At 72.4% G+C, this 19,844-nt stretch carries 18 protein-coding genes; 10 read left to right on the top strand and 8 right to left on the bottom strand.

Annotated elements, in window-relative coordinates; all coding sequences use genetic code 11:
* Positions 1-205: 205 nt before the first annotated feature.
* Complete coding sequence (purB, locus tag OG432_RS30300) at positions 206-1,648, top strand: adenylosuccinate lyase (RefSeq protein ID WP_328314127.1); 1,443 nt, start codon at positions 206-208, stop codon at positions 1,646-1,648.
* Positions 1,649-1,661: 13 nt separating this feature from the next.
* Entirely contained in the window at positions 1,662-2,207 is a 546-nt protein-coding gene (gene mug, locus OG432_RS30295) for a G/U mismatch-specific DNA glycosylase (RefSeq protein WP_328315305.1), read from the top strand.
* 36 nt (positions 2,208-2,243) lie between these two features.
* On the opposite strand, the gene OG432_RS30290 is transcribed toward mug, so the two are convergent.
* The 3 genes from OG432_RS30290 to OG432_RS30280 all read right to left on the bottom strand — a co-directional run bounded on the left by OG432_RS30290 (position 2,244) and on the right by OG432_RS30280 (position 4,428).
* The gene (locus OG432_RS30290; protein WP_328314126.1) at positions 2,244-2,564 is read right to left on the bottom strand and encodes a hypothetical protein; all 321 of its coding nucleotides are present in this window, start codon (positions 2,562-2,564) and stop codon (positions 2,244-2,246) included.
* 184 nt (positions 2,565-2,748) lie between these two features.
* A complete protein-coding gene (locus OG432_RS30285) occupies positions 2,749-3,495 on the bottom strand; it encodes an ABC transporter permease (protein ID WP_328314125.1) in 747 nt (248 codons plus the stop codon).
* Between the two features lie 3 nt (positions 3,496-3,498).
* Positions 3,499-4,428: an ABC transporter ATP-binding protein gene (locus OG432_RS30280; RefSeq protein WP_328314124.1), complete on the bottom strand. Its 930-nt coding sequence runs from the start codon at positions 4,426-4,428 to the stop codon at positions 3,499-3,501.
* Between the two features lie 107 nt (positions 4,429-4,535).
* On the opposite strand from OG432_RS30280, the gene OG432_RS30275 reads away from it, so the two are divergent.
* The 3 genes from OG432_RS30275 (at position 4,536) to OG432_RS30265 (ending at position 7,653) form a co-directional block, all read left to right on the top strand.
* Complete coding sequence (locus tag OG432_RS30275) at positions 4,536-5,705, top strand: sensor histidine kinase (protein WP_328314123.1); 1,170 nt, start codon at positions 4,536-4,538, stop codon at positions 5,703-5,705.
* Between the two features lie 51 nt (positions 5,706-5,756).
* Complete coding sequence (locus OG432_RS30270; RefSeq protein ID WP_328314122.1) at positions 5,757-6,407, top strand: response regulator transcription factor; 651 nt, start codon at positions 5,757-5,759, stop codon at positions 6,405-6,407.
* A gap of 88 nt (positions 6,408-6,495) precedes the next feature.
* Positions 6,496-7,653 (top strand): ROK family transcriptional regulator, encoded by a 1,158-nt coding sequence (locus tag OG432_RS30265; protein WP_328314121.1) that lies wholly within the window; start codon positions 6,496-6,498, stop codon positions 7,651-7,653.
* An 81-nt stretch (positions 7,654-7,734) separates the two neighbouring features.
* Here the strand turns inward: OG432_RS30265 and OG432_RS30260 are convergent, their stop codons facing one another.
* The gene (locus OG432_RS30260; protein ID WP_328314120.1) at positions 7,735-8,499 is read right to left on the bottom strand and encodes a GntR family transcriptional regulator; all 765 of its coding nucleotides are present in this window, start codon (positions 8,497-8,499) and stop codon (positions 7,735-7,737) included.
* Between the two features lie 353 nt (positions 8,500-8,852).
* Between OG432_RS30260 and OG432_RS30255 the strand changes: the two genes are divergently transcribed.
* From OG432_RS30255 to OG432_RS30245, 3 genes are all read left to right on the top strand, one after another.
* Complete coding sequence (locus OG432_RS30255) at positions 8,853-9,722, top strand: alpha/beta fold hydrolase (protein WP_328314119.1); 870 nt, start codon at positions 8,853-8,855, stop codon at positions 9,720-9,722.
* A 142-nt stretch (positions 9,723-9,864) separates the two neighbouring features.
* On the top strand, positions 9,865-11,364 hold the full coding sequence (locus tag OG432_RS30250; RefSeq protein WP_328314118.1) for a GNAT family N-acetyltransferase: 1,500 nt from the start codon (positions 9,865-9,867) through the stop codon (positions 11,362-11,364).
* Positions 11,365-11,449: 85 nt separating this feature from the next.
* Positions 11,450-13,126, top strand: a complete 1,677-nt coding sequence (locus OG432_RS30245) for a DUF885 domain-containing protein (protein WP_328314117.1) — start codon at positions 11,450-11,452, stop codon at positions 13,124-13,126.
* Between the two features lie 46 nt (positions 13,127-13,172).
* On the opposite strand, the gene OG432_RS30240 is transcribed toward OG432_RS30245, so the two are convergent.
* The gene (locus OG432_RS30240; protein ID WP_328314116.1) at positions 13,173-13,661 is read right to left on the bottom strand and encodes a rhodanese-like domain-containing protein; all 489 of its coding nucleotides are present in this window, start codon (positions 13,659-13,661) and stop codon (positions 13,173-13,175) included.
* A gap of 94 nt (positions 13,662-13,755) precedes the next feature.
* Here OG432_RS30240 and OG432_RS30235 point away from each other — a divergent pair, with 94 nt between their 5' ends.
* A complete protein-coding gene (locus OG432_RS30235; protein WP_328314115.1) occupies positions 13,756-14,202 on the top strand; it encodes an Lrp/AsnC family transcriptional regulator in 447 nt (148 codons plus the stop codon).
* A 55-nt stretch (positions 14,203-14,257) separates the two neighbouring features.
* Entirely contained in the window at positions 14,258-14,653 is a 396-nt protein-coding gene (locus OG432_RS30230) for an LppU/SCO3897 family protein (protein ID WP_328314114.1), read from the top strand.
* A 27-nt stretch (positions 14,654-14,680) separates the two neighbouring features.
* Here the strand turns inward: OG432_RS30230 and OG432_RS30225 are convergent, their stop codons facing one another.
* The 3 genes from OG432_RS30225 to OG432_RS30215 all read right to left on the bottom strand — a co-directional run bounded on the left by OG432_RS30225 (position 14,681) and on the right by OG432_RS30215 (position 19,647).
* On the bottom strand, positions 14,681-17,692 hold the full coding sequence (locus OG432_RS30225; protein ID WP_328314113.1) for an SMC family ATPase: 3,012 nt from the start codon (positions 17,690-17,692) through the stop codon (positions 14,681-14,683).
* Positions 17,689-18,843: an exonuclease SbcCD subunit D gene (locus OG432_RS30220; protein ID WP_328314112.1), complete on the bottom strand. Its 1,155-nt coding sequence runs from the start codon at positions 18,841-18,843 to the stop codon at positions 17,689-17,691. The genes OG432_RS30225 and OG432_RS30220 overlap by 4 nt, the downstream gene beginning before the upstream one ends.
* 177 nt (positions 18,844-19,020) lie before the next feature.
* A complete protein-coding gene (locus OG432_RS30215) occupies positions 19,021-19,647 on the bottom strand; it encodes a YigZ family protein (RefSeq protein WP_328314111.1) in 627 nt (208 codons plus the stop codon).
* Between the last annotated feature and the right edge of the window lie 197 nt (positions 19,648-19,844).

Raw genomic sequence — 19,844 nt, 5'->3', positions numbered from 1 at the left:
CGTTTCTGCGGAAGGTTGACTCTATTTAACACCTCATGGTCCTACTTAGCAACACGCTTGCGAGGGGAAGGTGGGACCACTTCTGTCTCACACTCGTCTCACGGACTAGCGACAGGCCGAGCCCCGCAGGGGCTCCTGACCTGCCGCTTTCCTTGAGTCATGGACGATTCGGGGCCGCCATGGACGACAGGTAAGCTCTGTCCACGTGACTGCTGTGTCTGCGAAGCCTCGCATCCCGAACGTTCTGGCCGGCCGCTACGCCTCCGCGGAGCTCGCCGTCCTCTGGTCCCCCGAGCAGAAGGTCAAGCTGGAGCGCCGGCTGTGGCTCGCCGTGCTGCGCGCCCAGAAGGATCTGGGGATCGAGGTGCCCGAGGCAGCGCTCGCCGACTACGAGCGCGTGATCGACCAGGTCGACCTCGCCTCCATCGCCGAGCGCGAGAAGGTCACCCGGCACGATGTGAAGGCCCGCATCGAGGAGTTCAACGCCCTGGCCGGCCACGAGCAGGTCCACAAGGGCATGACCTCGCGCGACCTGACCGAGAACGTCGAGCAGCTCCAGATCCGGCTCTCCCTGGAACTCATGCGGGACCGCACGGTGGCGGTCCTCGCCCGCCTCGGCAAGCTGTCCGGCGAGTACGCCGAGCTGGTCATGGCCGGACGCTCGCACAACGTGGCCGCGCAGGCCACCACCCTGGGCAAGCGCTTCGCGACCGCCGCCGACGAGCTGCTCGTGGCGTACGGCCGCCTGGAGGACCTGCTCGCCCGCTACCCGCTGCGCGGCATCAAGGGCCCGGTCGGCACCGCGCAGGACATGCTGGACCTGCTCGGCGGCGACGCCTCGAAGCTCGCCGACCTGGAGCAGCGCATCGCGGGCCACCTCGGCTTCGCGCACGCCTTCACCTCCGTCGGCCAGGTCTACCCGCGCTCCCTCGACTACGACGTGGTGACCGCGCTGGTGCAGCTGGCCGCCGCGCCGTCCTCGGTCGCCAAGACGATCCGGCTGATGGCCGGACACGAGCTGGTGACGGAGGGGTTCAAGCCCGGCCAGGTCGGCTCGTCCGCGATGCCGCACAAGATGAACACCCGCTCCTGCGAGCGCGTCAACGGCCTGATGGTCATTCTGCGCGGCTACGCCTCGATGACCGGCGAGCTGGCGGGCGACCAGTGGAACGAGGGCGACGTCTCCTGCTCGGTGGTGCGCCGGGTCGCGCTGCCCGACGCGTTCTTCGCCTTCGACGGCCTGCTGGAGACCTTCCTCACCGTCCTCGACGAGTTCGGCGCCTTCCCCGCCGTCGTCGCCCGTGAGCTGGACCGTTACCTGCCGTTCCTGGCCACGACGAAGGTCCTGATGGCCGCCGTCCGCTCCGGCGTCGGCCGGGAGGCCGCGCACGAGGTCATCAAGGAGCACGCGGTGGCCTCCGCGCTCGCCATGCGTGAGCAGGGCGCCGAGCGCAACGAGCTCCTCGACAAGCTCGCCGCCGACGACCGCATGCCGCTCGACCGGGCGCAGCTCGACGCGTTGATGGCCGACAAGCTGTCCTTCACCGGCGCGGCCGGCGACCAGGTGGGCGCCGTGGTCTCCCGCATCGAGGAGATCGTCAAGCAGCACCCCGCTGCGGCCGGTTACGCGCCGGGCTCGATCCTGTGATCCCGGTCCCGTGCTGACTCCTCAGGAACTCCAGGCCGCTCGCGACACCGTCATTCCCGACGTGATCGCGGGCGGCCTGTCCGTGCTGTTCTGCGGCATCAACCCCGGCCTGATGTCGGGTGCGACCGGCCACCACTTCGCCCGCCCCGGCAACCGCTTCTGGCCGGTCCTGCACCTGTCCGGCTTCACACCACGGCAGTTGAAGCCCTCCGAACAGGACGAACTGCTGTCGCACGGTCTCGGCATCACCAATGTGGTGGCTCGGGCCACGGCACGCGCGGACGAGATCGACGCCGAGGAGTTCCGCGAGGGCGGGCGCCTGCTGACGGCGAAGGTGGAGCGCCTTCGGCCCACCTGGCTGGCCGTCGTCGGAGTGACCGCCTACCGCACGGCGTTCGGCGACCGCAAGGCCCGCATCGGGCCCCAGGAGCACACGATCGGTACGACCCGGGTGTGGGCCCTGCCCAATCCCAGTGGTCTCAACGCCCATTGGACGGCTCAGACCATGGCCGAGGAGTACGCCCGTCTGCGCCTCGCGGCGCGGGAACCCCACGCTTAGTTCGGCTCGTTCGGCCCGATCGGCCGAGGCGCCGGGCTAGGGCGGCGCTGTCTTTGTCACCGTGACGCTCAGGTCCCACCCCGGGCCGTCCTCCTCCAGATCGAGCCCCACCGCGACCCACCGGCCGTCGACGTGCCACAGGTGCAGGAAGTCGAAGCCGACCGCGAATTCCGCCCACGGCTCCGCTATCGCCTCTCCCGCGACCAGCCGGGCCTGCGTGCTCCAGAGGCTGATCCACTGCGGTTGCTCCCAGCGGCGGGTGAGCTCCGCTATCAAGGCCTCGTGGTCGGCGACGCATTGGGCGCGCAGTTCGAGCCGTTGCGTGATGTCCTCCCATTCCTCTTCGTCGGCGCTCAAGCACGCACTGTGGTAGCCCGGCCCGCTCACACCCGAGCCGCTGCGGACGCGCTCCGCGGGGAATTCCCGGGAGCACAGCCGATCGATGTGCTGGAGATACAGGGCGGTGGTCATGTCCGTCAGTAAACCGTCCGGCACTGACAATTGGCGCCCCGTCAGCAGTCGTGCGGTCAGCTGCGCACGGTCAGGCGTCGCGCCGCTTCAGCGCCCACCAGCCGGCGCCCGATATGAGCAGCGTCCAGGCCGCGAGGACAGCCATTCCGCTCCATGGGCCCAGCGAGCCGGCCGGGTGTTGCAGCAGGATCTGCCGGCCCGCACGATCGGGCAGGAAGTCGGCCGCGCTGCCGCCATGCGACATGTCGCCCACCACGAACGGCAGGATCAGGAACAGCGGCACGAGCACGCTCAGCGCGCCGGTGACACTGCGCAGCACGGCCGCCACCCCCGCCGCGAGGACGCTGATCAGCGCCAGGTAGACCGCGCAGCCGAGGACGGCGCGCAGCGCGCCCGGGTCCCCGATGCCTATCCCGAAGCCCTGGTCCATCAGGGCCTGGCCGCCGAGGAAACTCATCAGACTGGCCACCAGGCCGACGGTGAAGACGCATCCTCCCACCACGGCGAGCTTGGCCCCGTAGAACACCGTCCTGTCGGGCACGGCCGCGAGGGAGACGCGGACACCGGAGTCCTTGTATTCACCGCCCACCGCTATGACACCGAAGATGACGGCCGCCAACTGGCCGAAATTCAGGCCGTAGTAGGAGAACAGCACAGGGTCGAAGTCGGTGTTGCCGGGCTCGGGACGGCCGAGGGCGCCGCAGATCAGGAGCGAGAGGCCCACTGTCGCCACGGGCACCGTCAACAGGGAGCCCATCAGGGAACGCAAGGAACGGACCTTGATCCACTCGGCGTGGAACACCGCGGGGAACGACATGGCTCAGGCCTCCTGGGTCACGGTGGGGGCGGAGGCGAACTGCGCCTCGCCTGCGGTCAGATCGAGATATGCCTGCTCCAATGTGGCTTCCTCCGTGGCCAGTTCGAGAATCGGGATGCCCGCCCGTGCGGCGAGCGGACCGATCGCGTCGACCCGCGCCCCCTCGACCGTCCAGAGCCCGCCCTCACCCGGGACCGGCTCGAAGCCTTCACCGAGCAGGAGCTCGCGCAGCCGGCCGCCTTCGGTGGTGCGGAAACGGACCCTGGGCCGGATCCGGGAATCGATGAAGTCCCGCATGGGCGTGTCGGCGAGCAGCCGCCCGCGGCCGAGGACGATCAGGTGATCGGCGAACGAAGCCGTCTCGTTCATCAGGTGGCTTGAGACCAGCACCGTCCTGCCCCGGCGGGCGAGGGAGCGCATCAACTCCCTTATCCAGATGATCCCTTCGGGGTCGAGCCCGTTGGACGGTTCGTCCAGGATCACCACCGCGGGGTCGCCGAGGAGCGCGGCAGCGATCCCGAGCCGCTGCCGCATGCCGAGCGAGAACGTCTTGACGCGGCGGCCGGCGACCTTCGTGAGCCCGGCCTCCCCAAGGACCTCCTCCACCCGGTGCGCCGGTATGCGGTTGCTGACGGCGAGAGCGAGCAGATGGGCACGGGCGGTGCGGGAGCCGTGCGCGGCCTGGGCGTCGAGCAGCGCTCCCACTTCGCGCAACGGGTCCGCCAGCTCCGCGTACCGCCGGCCGCCTATCAGTGCGGTGCCCGCCGTCGGCCAGTCGAGGCCGAGCAGGATGCGCAGGGTGGTGGACTTGCCCGCGCCGTTGGGGCCGAGGAAGCCGGTGACCCGGCCGGGCTCGACCGCGAAGGTGAGGTGGTCCACGGCGCGGGTGGTGCCGTATTCCTTGCGGAGTGCTTCGACTTCGATCCTTGTCATGCCTCAAGCGTGGCCGTCGGGCCTGGTCAGCGGCCTCCCCCGGCAGGGGGGAACGTCTCCCCCGCACGGGGGAGCCGCGGAGATCGGCGCGCTGGGACGATGGACCAATGCGCCGCTCCCTTCGCCTGCTGGCCCGTCCAGTCACCTACACACGGTGGCTTCACCTGCTCATCCCGATCATGTTCGCGGCCATGTGGATGTTCATCTCCCAGCAGGTGTACGTCCTTGGCCTGTTGGTGGTGCCGTTCGGGCTGATACCGGCGGTGCGGCTCGAAGAAGGTGTCCAGGCGCAGCTGCTGCTCACACCGGGCGAGCGCGGCAGACCCGATCCTTCGATCGCGCTCGCGCCGTCGGCCACCTGGCGTGATCGCTGGCGCACCGTGCTCTGGCTCGAGGTCCGGCTCGTGCTGTCCTGGGTGGCCGTCGCTGGGACCGTCTGGATACCGTCGCTGGCCGTGGACATGGTGGCGCGCGGGCTGGGTCACGCGCCGGTCGTCTTCGGGTGGATGGCGTCCTGGTCGGCGGGGTGGTGGCTCCTGCCGCTGGCGCTGGTTCCCGTCGCCCTCATGCCGGTCTGTCTCGTGCTGACCGGGAACTTCATCACGTGGGTTGCCCGCAAGCTGCTCGCGCCCTCCGCCAAGGAGCGGTTCACCGCGCTGGAGGAGCGCACCGAGCTGCTTCTCGAGCGCAATCGGATCGCCCGGGAGATCCACGACTCCATCGGCCATGCACTGACCGTGGCCGTGATCCAGGCCGGTGCGGCCCGCGCGGCCAAGGATCCGGCGTTCACCGACCGTGCGTTGCTGGCCATCGAGGAGACGGGCCGGGCGGCGCTGGAGGACTTGGAGCGGGTGCTGCTCGTGCTGCGCGAGACGACGCTTCCGGCCAGCCGGCGCCCGACGCTCCTGGAAGCGGGCCGGCTCATCGAGTCGGCCCGTGGTTCGGGCGCGGAGGTCGACGCGGAGTTCTCCGGCCCTCTTGAGCTGGTGCCGGGACCGGTCTCGCGGGAGGGATACCGCATCCTCCAAGAGGCGCTGACCAATGTGCTGCGGCATTCGGGCCCCGTGCCCGTACGGATCCGCATGGCCGTCCTCGGAAAGCGACTTGAGATGGATGTGACCAATCCGCTGACGGGGGCGGCGCCTCGCGGCAAGGGCGGAAGCGGCCTGCGCGGGATGCGGGAGCGGGCCGCGCTGCTCGGCGGGGAGGCGGAGACGGGGGCGTACGAGGGAGAGTGGCGGGTACGGGTGCGGCTGCCGCTGGAGACCCCGGTCTGACGTCGTCCACAGCCCCCGGGGCCCCGCGCGGTGGGCCACTAGGCTGGCCCGATGCCGGTAACCGTACTTCTGGTCGACGACGAACCCCTGGTCCGCGCTGGTCTGCGGGCCGTGCTGGAGGCGCAGCCCGATATCGAGGTGGTGGGTGAGGCGGCCGACGGGGCGGCCGTGATTCCGCTGATCCGGCAGACGAGGCCGGACGTGGTGGCGATGGATGTGCGGATGCCGCTCATGGACGGCATAGAGGCGACCCGCGCCGTGCTGCGCACCGTCCAGGATCCACCGAAGATCCTGGTCGTCACGACCTTCGAGAACGACGAGTACGTCTACGAGGCGCTGCGGGCCGGGGCCGACGGGTTCCTTCTGAAGCGGGCCCGGCCGGCCGAGATCGTGAACGCGGTGCGGCTGGTGGCCGAGGGCGACTCCCTGCTGTTCCCGTCCGCGGTGCGCGCGCTCGCCGCCGAGTACGGCAACAGCGCGGCGCGGACCGCGCTCGCCGCGGCGGCGCTCACCGACCGGGAGGCGGCAGTGCTGCGACTGATGGCGCGGGGGCTGTCCAACGCGGAGATCGCGGCGGAACTCGTCGTGGGCACGGAGACCGTGAAGACGCATGTCAGCGCCGTATTGGCGAAGTTGGGCGCCCGGGACCGCACCCAGGCCGTCATCGCGGCGTACGAGTCCGGTTTCGTGGCCCCGAGCTGATGCGCCTCCGTTACGGGCCGCCGCTCGCCGTACACCTGACCAGCGAGTACGATCCGGCAGACACGCGCACGAGCTGGGAGGACACACGTTGGGGCGGCTGACCGGCGGGGATCCCTCTCTGCTGCGGAGGATCAATTCCGCGGTGGTGCTGCACGCCCTGAGGGGCGCGGAATCTCCCACATTGACCGATCTGACCCGGATCACCGGTCTGTCCCGGCCGACGGTCGAGGGCGTGGTCGACGGCCTCATGGAGGCCGGGCTCGTCGTCGAATCGGCGCCCGAGGAGGGCGAGGCCCGGCGTCAGGGCCGGCCCGCGCGGCGCTTCCGGTTCCGGGCCGAGGCGGGGCATCTGCTCGGGATCGAGATCGGCCCGCACCGGGTGGCGGCTCTGCTCTCCGGTCTCGACGGGCGGATCTTCGGCGCGGGTTCGCGCGAAGTGCCCGAGGCGGCCTCGGCCGACGAGCGTCTCGAACGGGTCCGGGTGACCGTCGCCGATGTGCTGCGCCGGGCCGGTGTGGCGCGCAGCTCGCTGCGTGCGGTCGGCGTCGGCAGCCCGGGGATCGTCGAGGCGGACGGCACGGTGCGGCTGGGCACGGCGCTGCCCGAGTGGACGGGGCTGGCCCTCGGCGAGCGGTTGCGGCGCTCGTTCCGCTGCCCGGTGCTGGTGGAGAACGACGCCAACGCGGCTGCCGTCGCCGAGCACTGGAAGGGCGCGGCGACCGATTCCGACGACATGGTCTTCGTCATGGCCGGTCTGAGTCCGGGGGCGGGTTCGCTCATCGGCGGCCGGCTGCACCGGGGCTTCGGCGGCGCGGCGGGCGAGATCGGTGCGCTCCATCTGCTGGGCCGTGACGTCACCCCCGAGAAGCTGCTCTCGACCACGGACGAGCCTCTGCACCCGCTGGACGAGCAGGCCGTCGCGGATGTGTTCACGCTGGCCCGGCAGGGTGACGCGCGGGCGCAGGCCGCGGTGGAACGGTTCCTTCAGCGGCTGGTGCACGACGTGGCGGCGCTGGTGCTCGCCCTCGATCCCGAGCTGGTCGTCGTGGGCGGGTGGGCGGCCGGCATCGACGGCGTACTGGAGCCGTTGCGCGAGGAGTTGGCGCGCTACTGTCTGCGGCCGCCGCGGGTGGTGCTGTCCATGCTCGGGGAGGCGGCGGTGGCGACGGGCGCGCTGCGTCTGGCCCTCGACCACGTGGAGGAAGAGCTGTTCGCTGTCGAGGGCACGGTGACCGCGCGCCGCTGAGACGACGCCGAGGCGCCACGGCCCGCACCCTTCCTGTGGTGCGGGCCGTGGCGTCCGTGGGTGCGGCAGCGGCCCGGAGGGTCAGGAGGCCTGGCGCTGCTGTGCGGTGTGGCTGATCTCCAGGTCGCCCGAGTCGCTGAAGGTGAGACGGCAGGTGTCCGCGCGATAGGTGGCGACCGAGACGGCCACGGTGCGGCCCCCGGCGTAGTACCGGGTCGTCACGACGAGGACGGGGGCGCCGGGCAGCCGGTCGAGTTCCTTGGCGTCGTCGGCGCGGGCCGAACCCAGCTCCACCGCGCGGTCCTGCCCTTCGAGGGCGAGGCGGCGCAGTTCACGCAGGACGGCCCGGCCGCGGGCCGGGCCCGACGGAACGTCGATGGCTGAGAGTTCGGGCACCGACCCGGCCGGCACGTAGAGGAGTTCGGCGGCGACGGCCTGGCCATGGGTCACCCGGATCCGGCGGACGACGTGCGTCTCCTCGCCGGCTGCCGCGTCGAAGAGGGCGGAGACCGCGGCCGGCGGCACGGCGGCCGTCGCGTCCGCGGTCTGCCAGTCGTCGCCGGGTGCGCCGGGCCAGTCGTGCTGGGCCGTGGCGACCGGAACGGCCGTGCGCGGCGGGGCGACGGTGGTGCCGACGCCGCGGCGGCGCTGGAGGCGGCCTTCGAGTTCGAGCTGTTCGAGCGCCTGGCGGAGCGTGGCGCGTGCGACGCCGAACCGGGCCGCGAGGTCGCGCTCGTTGGGCAGGATCTCACCCACCGCGAAGTCCGAGTCGAGCGCCTCGCTGAGTACCGTCTTGAGGTGCCAGTACTTCGGCTCCGGCACCGATTCCAGCTGCGTGGTCCCCACCCTGATCCTCCGCAATCGCCGTGTCCGCGGCGGCTTTCCGTGCCCTTGTTTATTAAAGGTTCCTGCACTAACTCTGCGACCATAGGGCGGCCCACCCCCTTGGTCAAGACCAATCCTCGTTCCGTTACGGAGCGCACACGAGGGGTGCCACAGAGCGTTCACGAGACGTTCGCGCCCCCGTGAGGACCACGCGGGACACCGAGGAGCGGAATCCCGCCGAACCCCAGGCGGACGACCCGGCCCGACGGCCCGCCCGCGCCACGTCCGGTATGTCTATTGAACTCCCGGCTACTGGGCGGTAGTTGTTGCTGACAAGTCGTCTCAGCGCGGATCCCAGGACAGGGAGCAGCACCATGACCGCAGAGGTCTCGTTCACCATCGACACCCCCCGGGGGAGCCGCTCCACCTCCGTCATCTATCGGCGCGAGGGCTCCGGGGAACCCCTCCTGCTGCTGCACGGCATCGGCCACCACCTCCAGGCGTGGGATCCGGTCTTCGACCTGCTGGCGGCCGACCGCGATGTGATCGCCGTCGATCTGCCGGGCTTCGGCGCATCGCCCGGCCTGCCGGACGGCGTCTCCTACGACCTCGCCGGCGTGGTCCCCGTGCTCGGCGCGCTGTGCGAGGCCCTCGGGATCGACCGCCCGCACGTCGCGGGGAACTCGCTGGGCGGTCTGCTCGCCCTGGAGCTGGGGCGCGCCGGGCTCGTACGGTCCGTGACGGCGCTCTCGCCCGCCGGCTTCTGGACGCCGCCGGAGCGGCAGTACGCGTTCGCCGTGTTGCGGACCATGCGGCAGGTCGCGATGGCCCTGCCCCTTCCCGTCATCGAACGGCTCTCCCGCACGGCAGCCGGGCGCACGGCATTGACCAGCACCATCTACGCCCGGCCCGGAAGGCGTTCACCGCAGGCCGTCGTCGCGGAGACGCTCGCGCTGTGCGAGGCGCCCGGCTTCGCGCAGACCCTGGCCGCCGGGCAGAGCGTCCTGGTGACCGATGACGTGCCGGGCCTTCCCGTAACCGTCGCGTGGGGCAGCAAGGACCGGCTGCTCCTGCGCCGCCAGGGCGTCCGCGCCAAGCACGCCATCCCCGGCGCCCGCCTCGTACGGCTGCCCGGCTGCGGCCATGTGCCGATGAACGACGACCCCGCCCTGGTCACGCGTGTCATCCTGGACGGGAGCCGGCCGGTCGGCGGGGCCGTGCGGACGGCGGCCCGACTCGGGTGAGCCGCGAACGGGCCTGTCACCGGAGGCGAACACTCCAGGCCATGCCCGGCGGAAAACAGCCAAAAGAGCATCAGAAGCACACTTAACCAGTCAGTCACAAAGCGTTCGCGATCACGCAACACCGCTCGGCCACAGTGGTCCCATGACTGATACGCAGGACCCGATCCACGCCCCGGCCCACGCCCCGCTCCACGCCTCGGCGCGCTCGTCGAAGCACGCCTCGAAGCACCCCTCGGCCTCCGCCGGGCACCCCCGCCGTCACGCCTGGCGGCGGGAGTTCGTCGAACTCGCCGCGCTGTTCACGGCCGTGGCCGTGGCCGACGGGCTCGCGAACCTGGTCGCGCACGGCCCCGACGGGACGTTCCTCCTGGTCGCGTCGGCGGGTGCGCTCATCGCCACGGCCGCGTTCCACACCTGGTGGGCACGGCGTCACAGTCATGCGCCCCCGCCCCCGGATACCGGCGCCACTACGACCGGCGGCCTCCCGGCCGGAGCCACGGCGACCGGCGAGGCAGCGGCCGAGGGCGCACACCGCGAGACGGCCCTGTGGCGGATGCGGACGACGGTACGGGACGCGCCCGGCAGCCTCGCCGCCCTGTGCGGTGTGCTCGCCGGACACCACGTGGACATCCTCACCCTCCAGACGCACCCGCTGGCCGACGGCACGGTCGACGAGTTCCTGCTGCGCGCCCCCGCCCATCTGTCGGCCACCGAGCTGTCCGAAGCCGTCTCCGCGGCCGGCGGCGCCGACACCTGGACCGAGCGGGCCGACGCCCACGACCTCGTCGACGCCCCGACCCGGGTCCTCGGCCTCGCCACCCGCACCGCGCTCGACGCCGCGGAACTCCCGCTCGCCCTGCGCCAGTTGCTGGGCCGCTGCACCATCCACTCGCTGCCCGCGGTCTCCCTCACCGGCCGCCCCAACGGCGAGATCGCCCCGGTCGAGGGCGTACTGGAATCGACCACGATGCGACTGCGCGACCCGGGCGGCGGCGCGATCACCATCGACCGGCCCCACCTTCCGTTCACACCGACCGAGTTCGCCCGAGCGCGGGCCCTGGTCGAGCTGGACGCCCGGCTCGGCCCGCGCGTCCCGCGCGGCGAGGACGTGCTGACCCTGCCCGAGGGCAACGAGATCACCGTGCGGCGCGCCGACCCGCGCGACCTGGAGGCCGCCAAGGCGATGCACGAGCGCTGCTCGCCGCACACGCTCGGCCTGCGCTACCACGGCCCCGTCGGCGACGCCGACCGCTATCTCGGCCATCTGCTCAGTCCGCGTTACGGCCGCACCCTCGCCGTGCAGACCGCCTCCGGGCGGCTCGTCGCCCTCGGCCACCTGCTGTGGGACGGCGACGAGACCGAGGTCGCCCTGCTGGTGGAGGACTCCTGGCAGCGCCGCGGCATCGGCTCCCAGCTGCTGCGCCGCCTCCTCGGCCTCGCCGCCGAGGCGAACTGCGACAGCGTCTACGCCATCACCCAGTCGTCGAACACCGGCATGGTCGCGGCCATGCGGGGGCTCGGCCTTCCCCTGGACTACCAGATCGAGGAGGGCACCCTGGTGGTCACGGCCCGCCTCGCCGAGACGGCGTCCAAGAACGTTCCGGAGCGGCCCCGGCACGTCGAACAGAGCCGGCCCCGATGAGGACCGCGGCGGACACGGCGGCCGGACAGGTGCTCGCGCCCTGATGGGTGGTGACGCGGCGCCCTCCCTCGTAGAGGATGTCCGCATGTCAGTTACTTCCAGCAGCGCGCTGCCCCGCCAGGTCGCCGACGCCTATGTCGACGCACTCATCGAACTCGACCCGATCACCGGGAGCTACTTGGGCGTCAGGGCGAGCCACGCCCTCCTGCCCGACTTCTCCCCCGCAGGACAGTCGGCCATGGCCGGCCTGGCGCGCACCACGCTCGCCCGACTCGACGAGGCCGAGCGGCAGCCCGGCGCCGACAGTGACGCCGAGCGGCGCTGCGGCCGACTGCTGCGGGAGCGGTTGTCCTCCGAGCTCGGTGTGCACGAGGCGGACGAGGGCCTGCGCAAGGTCAGCAACCTCAACTCGCCCGTGCACGACGTGCGGATGGCGTTCACCTTGTCGCCGACGGAGACCGAGGAGGACTGGCGCGCCCTCGCCTCCCGCCTCCGCGCGGTGCCCGCCGCGATCGAGGGATACCGCGCCTCGCTCGAACTGGGCCTGGAACGCAAGCTCTTCGGCGGTCCGCTCGCCACGGAGACCGTCGTCGGCCAGCTCGGCGAGTGGCTCGCCACCGGCTTCTTCGAGGGGCTCGCCGAGCCCGGCCCCGCCTCGTTGCGCGGCGAGCTCGACGAGGCGGCGACCGAAGCCTCCGCCGCCCTCGCCGCCCTGCGCGACTGGCTGCGCGACGTGTACGCGCCGGCCATCGAGGGCGCCCCCGACACGGTGGGCCGCGAGCGCTACCAGCGCTGGTCGCAGTACTACAACGGCACCGCGCTCGACCTCGACGAGGCGTACGCCTACGGCTGGTCGGAGTATCACCGGCTGCTCGGCGAGATGAAGACTGAGGCCGCCAAGATCCTTCCCGACGCCGGGCCCTGGGAGGCGCTGGCCCATCTCGACGTGCACGGCGCCCACATCGAAGGGGTCGACGAGGTCCGCGACTGGCTGCAGTCCCTGATGGACGAGGCCATCGAAGCGCTCGACGGCACGCACTTCGAACTCGCCGAGCGGGTGCGGAAGGTGGAGTCGCGCATCGCTCCGCCCGGCGGCGCCGCGGCCCCGTACTACACGGGCCCCTCCGAGGACTTCTCGCGCCCCGGCCGCACCTGGCTGCCCACCATGGGCGAGACCCGCTTCCCGGTGTACGACCTGGTGTCGACCTGGTACCACGAGGGTGTTCCCGGCCACCACCTCCAGCTCGCGCAGTGGGTGCACGTCGCCGATCAGCTCTCGCGCTACCAGGCCACCGTCGGCCACGTCAGCGCCAACGCCGAGGGCTGGGCGCTGTACGCGGAGCGCCTCATGGACGAGCTGGGCTTCCTGACCGATCCGGAGCGCCGGCTCGGTTACCTGGACGCGCAGATGATGCGCGCCTGCCGGGTGATCATCGACATCGGCATGCACCTGGAGCTGGAGATCCCGGCGGACTCGCCCTTCCACCCCGGCGAGCGCTGGACGCCGGAGCTGGCCCACGCGTTCTTCGCCGGTCACAGCAGCCGGCCCGCCGACTTCGTGCGGAGCGAGCTGATCCGCTATCTGTCGATGCCGGGGCAGGCCATCGGCTACAAGCTGGGCGAGCGCGCCTGGCTGCTCGGACGCGAGAACGCCCGTGCCCGCCACGGTGACGCCTTCGACCCGAAGGCCTGGCACATGGCGGCGCTCTCGCAGGGATCGCTCGGCCTCGACGACCTCGTCGACGAGCTCTCCAAGCTCTGAGACACCAGGGGGCGGCCCGCTCAACGGGCCGCCCCCGCACGGCAGTTCAGCAGCCGCAGTGCGCCCCGGCCTCGACGGGCGCGGTCAACGGGTCGGCGGCGCGTCGCTCGCCGCCCTCCCACGTCTCGAACGCGAAGCCCTCACGCACCCAGTACTCGAAGCCGCCGAGCATCTCCTTGACCCGGAAGCCGAGTTCGGCCAGGGCAAGGGCCGCGCGTGCGGCGCCGTTGCAGCCGGGACCCCAGCAGTACGTGATGACGGGGACCGTCCTGTCGAGCAGCAGCTCGGCCTGCTCGGCGATGAGCGCGGTCGGCAGGTGGACGGCGCCGGGCACATGACCCTGGTCCCAGGATGCGGTGGAGCGGGAGTCCAGGACGACGAAGCCCGGGTCACCGCCGGCGGCGAGCGCGCCGGCGACGTCGGAGACGTCCGCGTGGAAGGCCAGGCCGGCCCGGAAGTGGGCGGCGGCGTCGGCGGGGGCGGCCGGGGCCACCCGCAGGACCGGGTTGGCGGCGGCGGTGTGCTGTCTCGTCATGGCTGAAAATCTATGGGCCGGTGATCCATCGCGGAAGGTCCGATCCCCGGGACATCTCTTGTTGCTCCGGGGATTTCACGGTTGGGTGGGCACCATGACCATGTATTCCCCCGACGCCACGGACTGGCGCATCCTGGAAGCCCTCCAGCAGGAAGGACGGGCCAGCTACGCCGAGCTGGCCCGGACCGTGTCGATGTCGGCGAGCGCCGTCACCGAGCGGGTGCGCCGCCTCGAAGAGGCCGGGGTGATCGCGGGCTACACCGCCGTCGTCGATCACGAGCGTCTCGGCAGGCCCATCCTCGCCTTTGTGCGCCTGCGCTATCCGAACGGCAACTACAAGCCGTTCCACGATCTGGTGGACGCGACGCCGGAAATCATGGAGGCGCACCACGTGACGGGCGACGACTGCTTCGTGATCAAGGTCAGCGCCCGCTCGATGAGCCACCTCGAGGAGATATCCGGAAAGATCGGGACGCTGGGCGCGGTGACGACGAGCGTGGTGTACTCCTCACCCCTCCCCCGGCGCGCGATCGGACGGTGAAGCGGGCTAGATTCAAGGCTGCTTTCCCGCCTCCCGACACCCCGAGGAACCAGCCGTGTCCCAACTCCCGCCCCTGGGCGGCCCGTCCGTCTCGTACTCCCCGGCACAGATACGGCGCAACCGCCTGATCCTCCTCGGGCTCGTGATCGCCGTCGTGGGCATGGTGGCCTTCTCGGTCTGGGGGCCGCGCGACGCGAAGGACCAGTCCGCGAGCCTCAAGGTCGGTGACTGCTTCCGCAACGTCGGGACGGACGAGCACGCGAAGACCGAGAAGCTCGACTGCACCGACCCGGACGCGCGGTACAAGGTCCTCAAGATGGATGAGAACGGCGTCGTCGACACCTTCTCGTGCTCCGACACTCCGGGCACGACCGGCTCGCTGACCCAGTCGGGGACCGGCGACTGGTTCGTCGTCTGCTTCAAGGACAACGACGAGGCCGGCAAGAAGTAGACCAGGGCGCGGCCGCACGCCCTGCCCTCACGCCCCTTCGGTCCCCCGCAGCCGCACCGACGAGCCCGTCCGCCCCTTCACGACCTCCAGCTGGGCCGGGATCCGGCGGCGCAGGTCACCGACGTGACTCACGATGCCTACGCTGCGGTCGCGTTCGCGCAGCGAGTCCAGTACGTCGAGGACCTCGTCCAGGGTCTGGTCGTCGAGGCTGCCGAAGCCCTCGTCGATGAACAGGGTGTCCAGGCGGGCGCCGCCCGCTTCGTCGGTCACCACGTCCGCGAGGCCGAGGGCGAGGGCGAGGGACGCGAAGAACGTCTCGCCGCCCGACAGCGTGGCGGTGTCGCGTTCGCGGCCCGTCCAGGCGTCCACCACGTGCAGTCCGAGGCCAGAACGCCCCCTGCCGCCCCTGGCGTCGGAGTGCACCAGGGTGTACCGGCCGCCCGACATGCGCTGGAGCCTGGCGGTCGCGGCCGCCGCGACCTGTTCGAGACGGGCGGCGAGCACGTACGACTCCAGGCGCATCTTGCGCTCGTTGTCGGCCGAGGTGCCGGCGGTGAGCCCGGCGAGGCGGGCCACCCGTTCGTACTCCTCGCGCAGCGGGCCGATCCTGTGGGTCTCCTCGGTGGCCCGGCCGCTGAGGGTGTCCAGTTCGGTGCAGCGGGCGCGGGCCGCCGAGAACGCGGACGTGGCGTCCCGCAGGGCGCGTTCGGCCGCGGCGGCCGCGGCCTCGCACCGATCGGCGCGGGCGGGTGCCTGGGCGCCGGCCGCGGCGGTCTCCGGCTCCGCGAGGCGGGCGCCGACCGCGGCGTAGGCATGCTGCCACTCGTCGATCCGGTGCTGGATGTCGCGTTGCCCCCGCTCGTCGAGCAGGGCCGCCGACGCGGCGTCCGGGGTGTCGAAGCCGGCGCGGAACGCCGCCTGCGAGAGCCGTCCGTCGGCCTCCTTGAGCCGCTCGGCACCGTCTTCGACGGCGCGTACCGCCTCCGCCGCCCCGGCGAGGATGTCCGCCCGGTGTTCGAGCAGTGCGGCCTGCTCCGCGACGCTCGCGGCTCCCGCGCGCGCCTGGCTCAACACCCCTTCCAGGGAAGCCTGTTCACGGTCCAGCGCCTCGCGGCTCGCGGTGCGGGCGGCAATGTTCTGCTGCGCCGTGCGCTGAGCGGCCAGGCGCTGCTCGTACTCGCGCTCCGCCGCGGCGAGCGACACCTGGGCGTCGTGCAGTGCGGCGGCCGCGTCCCGCGCCGCCGCGTGCTCGCGCCGCAACTGCCCCGCCTCGGCGGAGAGTTCCTCGACGCTCGCCGTACCGGCCTCGGCTCGGGCGCCCGCCAGTTCCTCCCGTACGAAGGCGAGGGCGGCCTCGGCCTCCGCGCGGGCCGCGTCGGCGTTCCGGTGGGCCCGCTGTGCCGCGTCCTCGGCGGCGCGGTCGACCTGGCCGGTGGCGGGTCGTGCGGGCGCGGGGTGTTCGGGCGAGCCGCAGACCGTGCAGGGTTCCCCCTCGCGCAGCTGTGCCGCGAGCTCCGCCGCGATGCCGCGCAGCCGCTCCTCGCGCAGCGCGAGCCAGTGTTCGTGCGCGGTGTTGGCCGCGTCCCGGGTGTCGGCGTGCCGCCGCTCGGCCGTGGCGAGCCGGGCCTGCGACGCGTCGCGTTCGCGGGCCGCTTCGAGGCGGCGCCTCGCCGGTTCGAGCCGGCCCGCGAGGTGTTCGGCGCGGGCCGCGGCCTCGTGGGCGGTGTCGATCCGCGCCTGGTGGCCGCGCCGGGCGCCCTCCCAGCCGGCGAGCCAGGCCGCGGTGTCGGTGAGGACGTCCTCGTCGGCGCGGGCCCGCGCGTCGAGGCCGGCGCGCTCCGCGTCGATCTCGGCGCTGCGCCGCTCGGCCCTGCGGGCGGAGTCCAGAGCGCCGAGGTCCTGGCGCATCCTGCGTTCGAGGGCCGCGAGTTGTTCGGCACCCGCGTCGGCGAGGTCGGGGCGAAGCCGGGCGCGGGAGCGGTCCCGTTCGGCGGTGGCGGCGCGGTGGTCGCGCCGGGCCTGCTCCCACCATTCGAGCGCGGGCGAGACGAGTTCCGCCTTGCGGGCGGCTTCCAGGCGCGCGCGCAGCGACTCCTGTTCGGGCCTGCGGGCCGCCAACTCCTCGGCCCTGGCGTGCGCCTGGGCGTACCGCTCCTGGAGCGCGGCGAGCTGCCGCGCCTCATCGGCGGCGCGCCGGGCGGCGGCCTGCCTGCCTTCCGCGGCGTCGACGGCGGCCGATGCGACGGCGAGGCGCTCGCGCGCACCGGCGCGCGCGACGGCCGCCCACTGGAGCACGTCCGAGGCGAGGCCCGGATCCCCCGGCCGCGCGTCGGGCAGGGGCCACGCGCGTGCGTCGGCGCCGGAGCCGGCTGCCTGGGCCATGCGCTGGGCGAAGGCGAGCAGACGTTCGTCGCCGTCCTTGACCTGGCGTTCGGCGGCCCGGCGCAGCTCGGCGAGGCGGTCCTCGACGGCGGCGAACCGGCGGGTGTCGAAGAGCCTGCCGAGCAGCCTGCCGCGGGCTTCCGCGTCCGACCTGAGGAACTTGGCGAATTCCCCCTGCGGCAGCAGCACGACCTGGCAGAACTGCTCCCGGCTCATCCCGATGAGCTGCCCGAGTTCCTCGCCGATCTCCTGGTGCGAGCGGCTCAGCGACCGCCAGGCACGGTCCGCGGGGTCGTGCTCGCGCAGCCAGGTCTGCGCCTTCTCGGTGGTGAATCCGCTGCCGCGCTTCTTGGGGCGGTCCTGCTGGGGGCGGCGGGTGACCTCCAACCGCCGTCCGCCGACGGTGAGTTCGAGCAGGACCTCGGTGAAGACGAGGGGCTCGGCGTGGTCGCTGCGCAGCACGGTGCCGGGGCTCTGGCGGGCGCCGGGCACGGATCCGTACAAGGCGAAGCAGACCGCGTCGAGCACCGAGGTCTTGCCCGCGCCGGTCGGTCCGTGCAACAGGAAGAGGCCCGCCGACGACAGCGCGTCGAAGTCGATCTCCTGGCTTCCGGCGAAGGGGCCGAAGGCCGTGACCCGCATGCGGTGCAGTCTCACCGGGCCACCTCGCGCACGCCGTCGTCGACCCTTACGGCGTCGAACGCGCCCTGCAGGACCGTCCGTTCGCCGTCGTCGGGGCCGCTGCCGCCGCGTACGTGCGCCACGAAGTCCTCCGCGATCTGCTGGTCGCTGCGGCCGCTGAGCCGTTGCGCGTACGAGGCGTGCGCGTCGCCGTCGGTGTGCTCGGGGTCGAAGACGAGGCTCAGGGTGTGCGGGAAGCGGGCTCCGATCCGGGCCATGGCGTCGACCGGGCGCACGGCGTCGGTGAGTGTGGCCTCCACCCATGCCTGTTCGTGGCGGGTCAGCGCCGGGTCTTCGAGGAGCGTGTCGAGGTGGCCCCGGATCCGGGCGAGGCGGCGGGGCACCGGGCAGTCGATCCGTTCGGCGGTGACGGCTCCGTCATCGGCGAGGTCCACGAGCCACAGGGACTTGCGGTGGTTGGTCTCCGAGAAGGAGTAGGCGAGCGGCGAGCCCGAGTAGCGGACGCGCTCGGTGATCGCCTGACTGCCGTGGAGGTGGCCGAGGGCCACGTAGTCCACGCCGTGGAAGACGCCGGCGGGTACGGCCGCGACTCCTCCGACGGTGATGTCGCGCTCGCTGTCGCTCGGCTCGCCGCCGGCCACGAAGGCGTGCGCGAGGACGACCGAACGGGTCCCGGCGGGGCGGCGCGCGAGGTCGGAGCGCACCCGGTCCATGGCGGCGCTCAGCACGGCCTCGTGCCCGCCCCTTGGCGCGGCCAGTTCGTCGCGGACGAGGGCCGGCTCCAGGTAGGGCAGCCCGTAGAAGGCCACGTCGTCGATCATGACCGGTGTCCCGCAGCCCGCCGGGTCGGTCCGCAGGTGGATCCCGGCGCGCTCGATCAGGCCGGCTCCCACGCCGAGCCGGCGGGCCGAGTCGTGGTTGCCGGAGATCATCACGGTCGCCACCCCCGCGTCGGCGAGGTTGTGCAGCGCCCGGTCGAAGAGGCCGACGGCAGCGAGCGGCGGCACCGCCCGGTCGTACACGTCGCCCGCCACCACGACCGCGTCCACGCCGTGGTCGCGCACCGTCGCCACCAGGTGGTCGAGGAACGCGGCCTGGGCGTCGAGCAGGTCGACCCGGTGCAGGGACCGGCCCAGGTGCCAGTCCGAGGTGTGGAGGATCCTCAAGACACCGCTCCGACCTGCATGTTTCTCCTCACCTCTCCCGGTACCGGCTCCGGCAGCCGCCGGGCTCACCACCATCACGGACCCCGCTGGTGCGGGCCGGCACCTGGCCCCTCACGGCCCTCAGTCTGACATCGCTCACCTCGGTGGCGTGGCCGGAGTCGTGATCGCGGGCCGATCTCAGCCGTCGCCGTACGCCTCGCCGCCCAGCTCCAGCGTCGCGGTGCCCGCGGTGGCGTCGGCGAGCCAGGCGCGGAAGGCGTCGATGTCGGCCTCGGGGAGCCCGATGCCGATGGTCACGGCTTCCGCGTAGCGCACCTCGCGCACCGCACGGCCGGTCGCCCTCAGGTCGTTCTCCAGCCGTCCGGCGCGCTGGTGGTCGACGGTGACGGTGGCCAGCCGGTAGCGGCGGCGCACGAGGGTGCCGACCGCGTCCAGGGCTTCGCCGACCACACCGCCGTACGCCCTGATCAGGCCGCCCGCGCCGAGCTTGACCCCGCCGAAGTACCGGGTGACGACGGCGACGACGTACCGCACCTCGCGCCGGGTGAGCATCTGGAGCATGGGCACTCCGGCGGTCCCGCCGGGTTCGCCGTCGTCGCTCGCCTTCTGCACGGCGGCGTCGGCGCCGATCACGTACGCGAAGCAGTGGTGTCCGGCGGTCGGGTGCTCCTTGCGGATGCGCGCGACGAACGCCTGCGCTTCCTGTTCGGTCGCGGCGGGCGCGAGCGCGCAGATGAAGCGCGATCGGTTGATCTCGCTCTCGTGCACGCCTTCTCGGGCGATCGTGCGGTACTGCTCCTGCATCCGCCCACCCTATGCGCCGCCGGGGCCGCCCCGGCCCGGCGGACCGGGGCGGGCGGCAGCACGGGGTTTTCCTCGCCGCACGGCCAAAGGGTGTAGGCATGATCCCAGTGCCCCACCGTCCCAGTGACTCACGGTCCCAGTGACTCACGGCCTAAGTGACTCACAGCCTCAGTGACCTCGATGCCTCGCCAAGGAGA

Origin of the sequence: Streptomyces sp. NBC_00442, assembly GCF_036014195.1 — a bacterium.
Classification (GTDB): domain Bacteria; phylum Actinomycetota; class Actinomycetes; order Streptomycetales; family Streptomycetaceae; genus Streptomyces.
The sequence above is the reverse complement of the archived record's forward strand: the minus strand, read 5'-3'. Positions and strand labels throughout refer to the sequence as shown.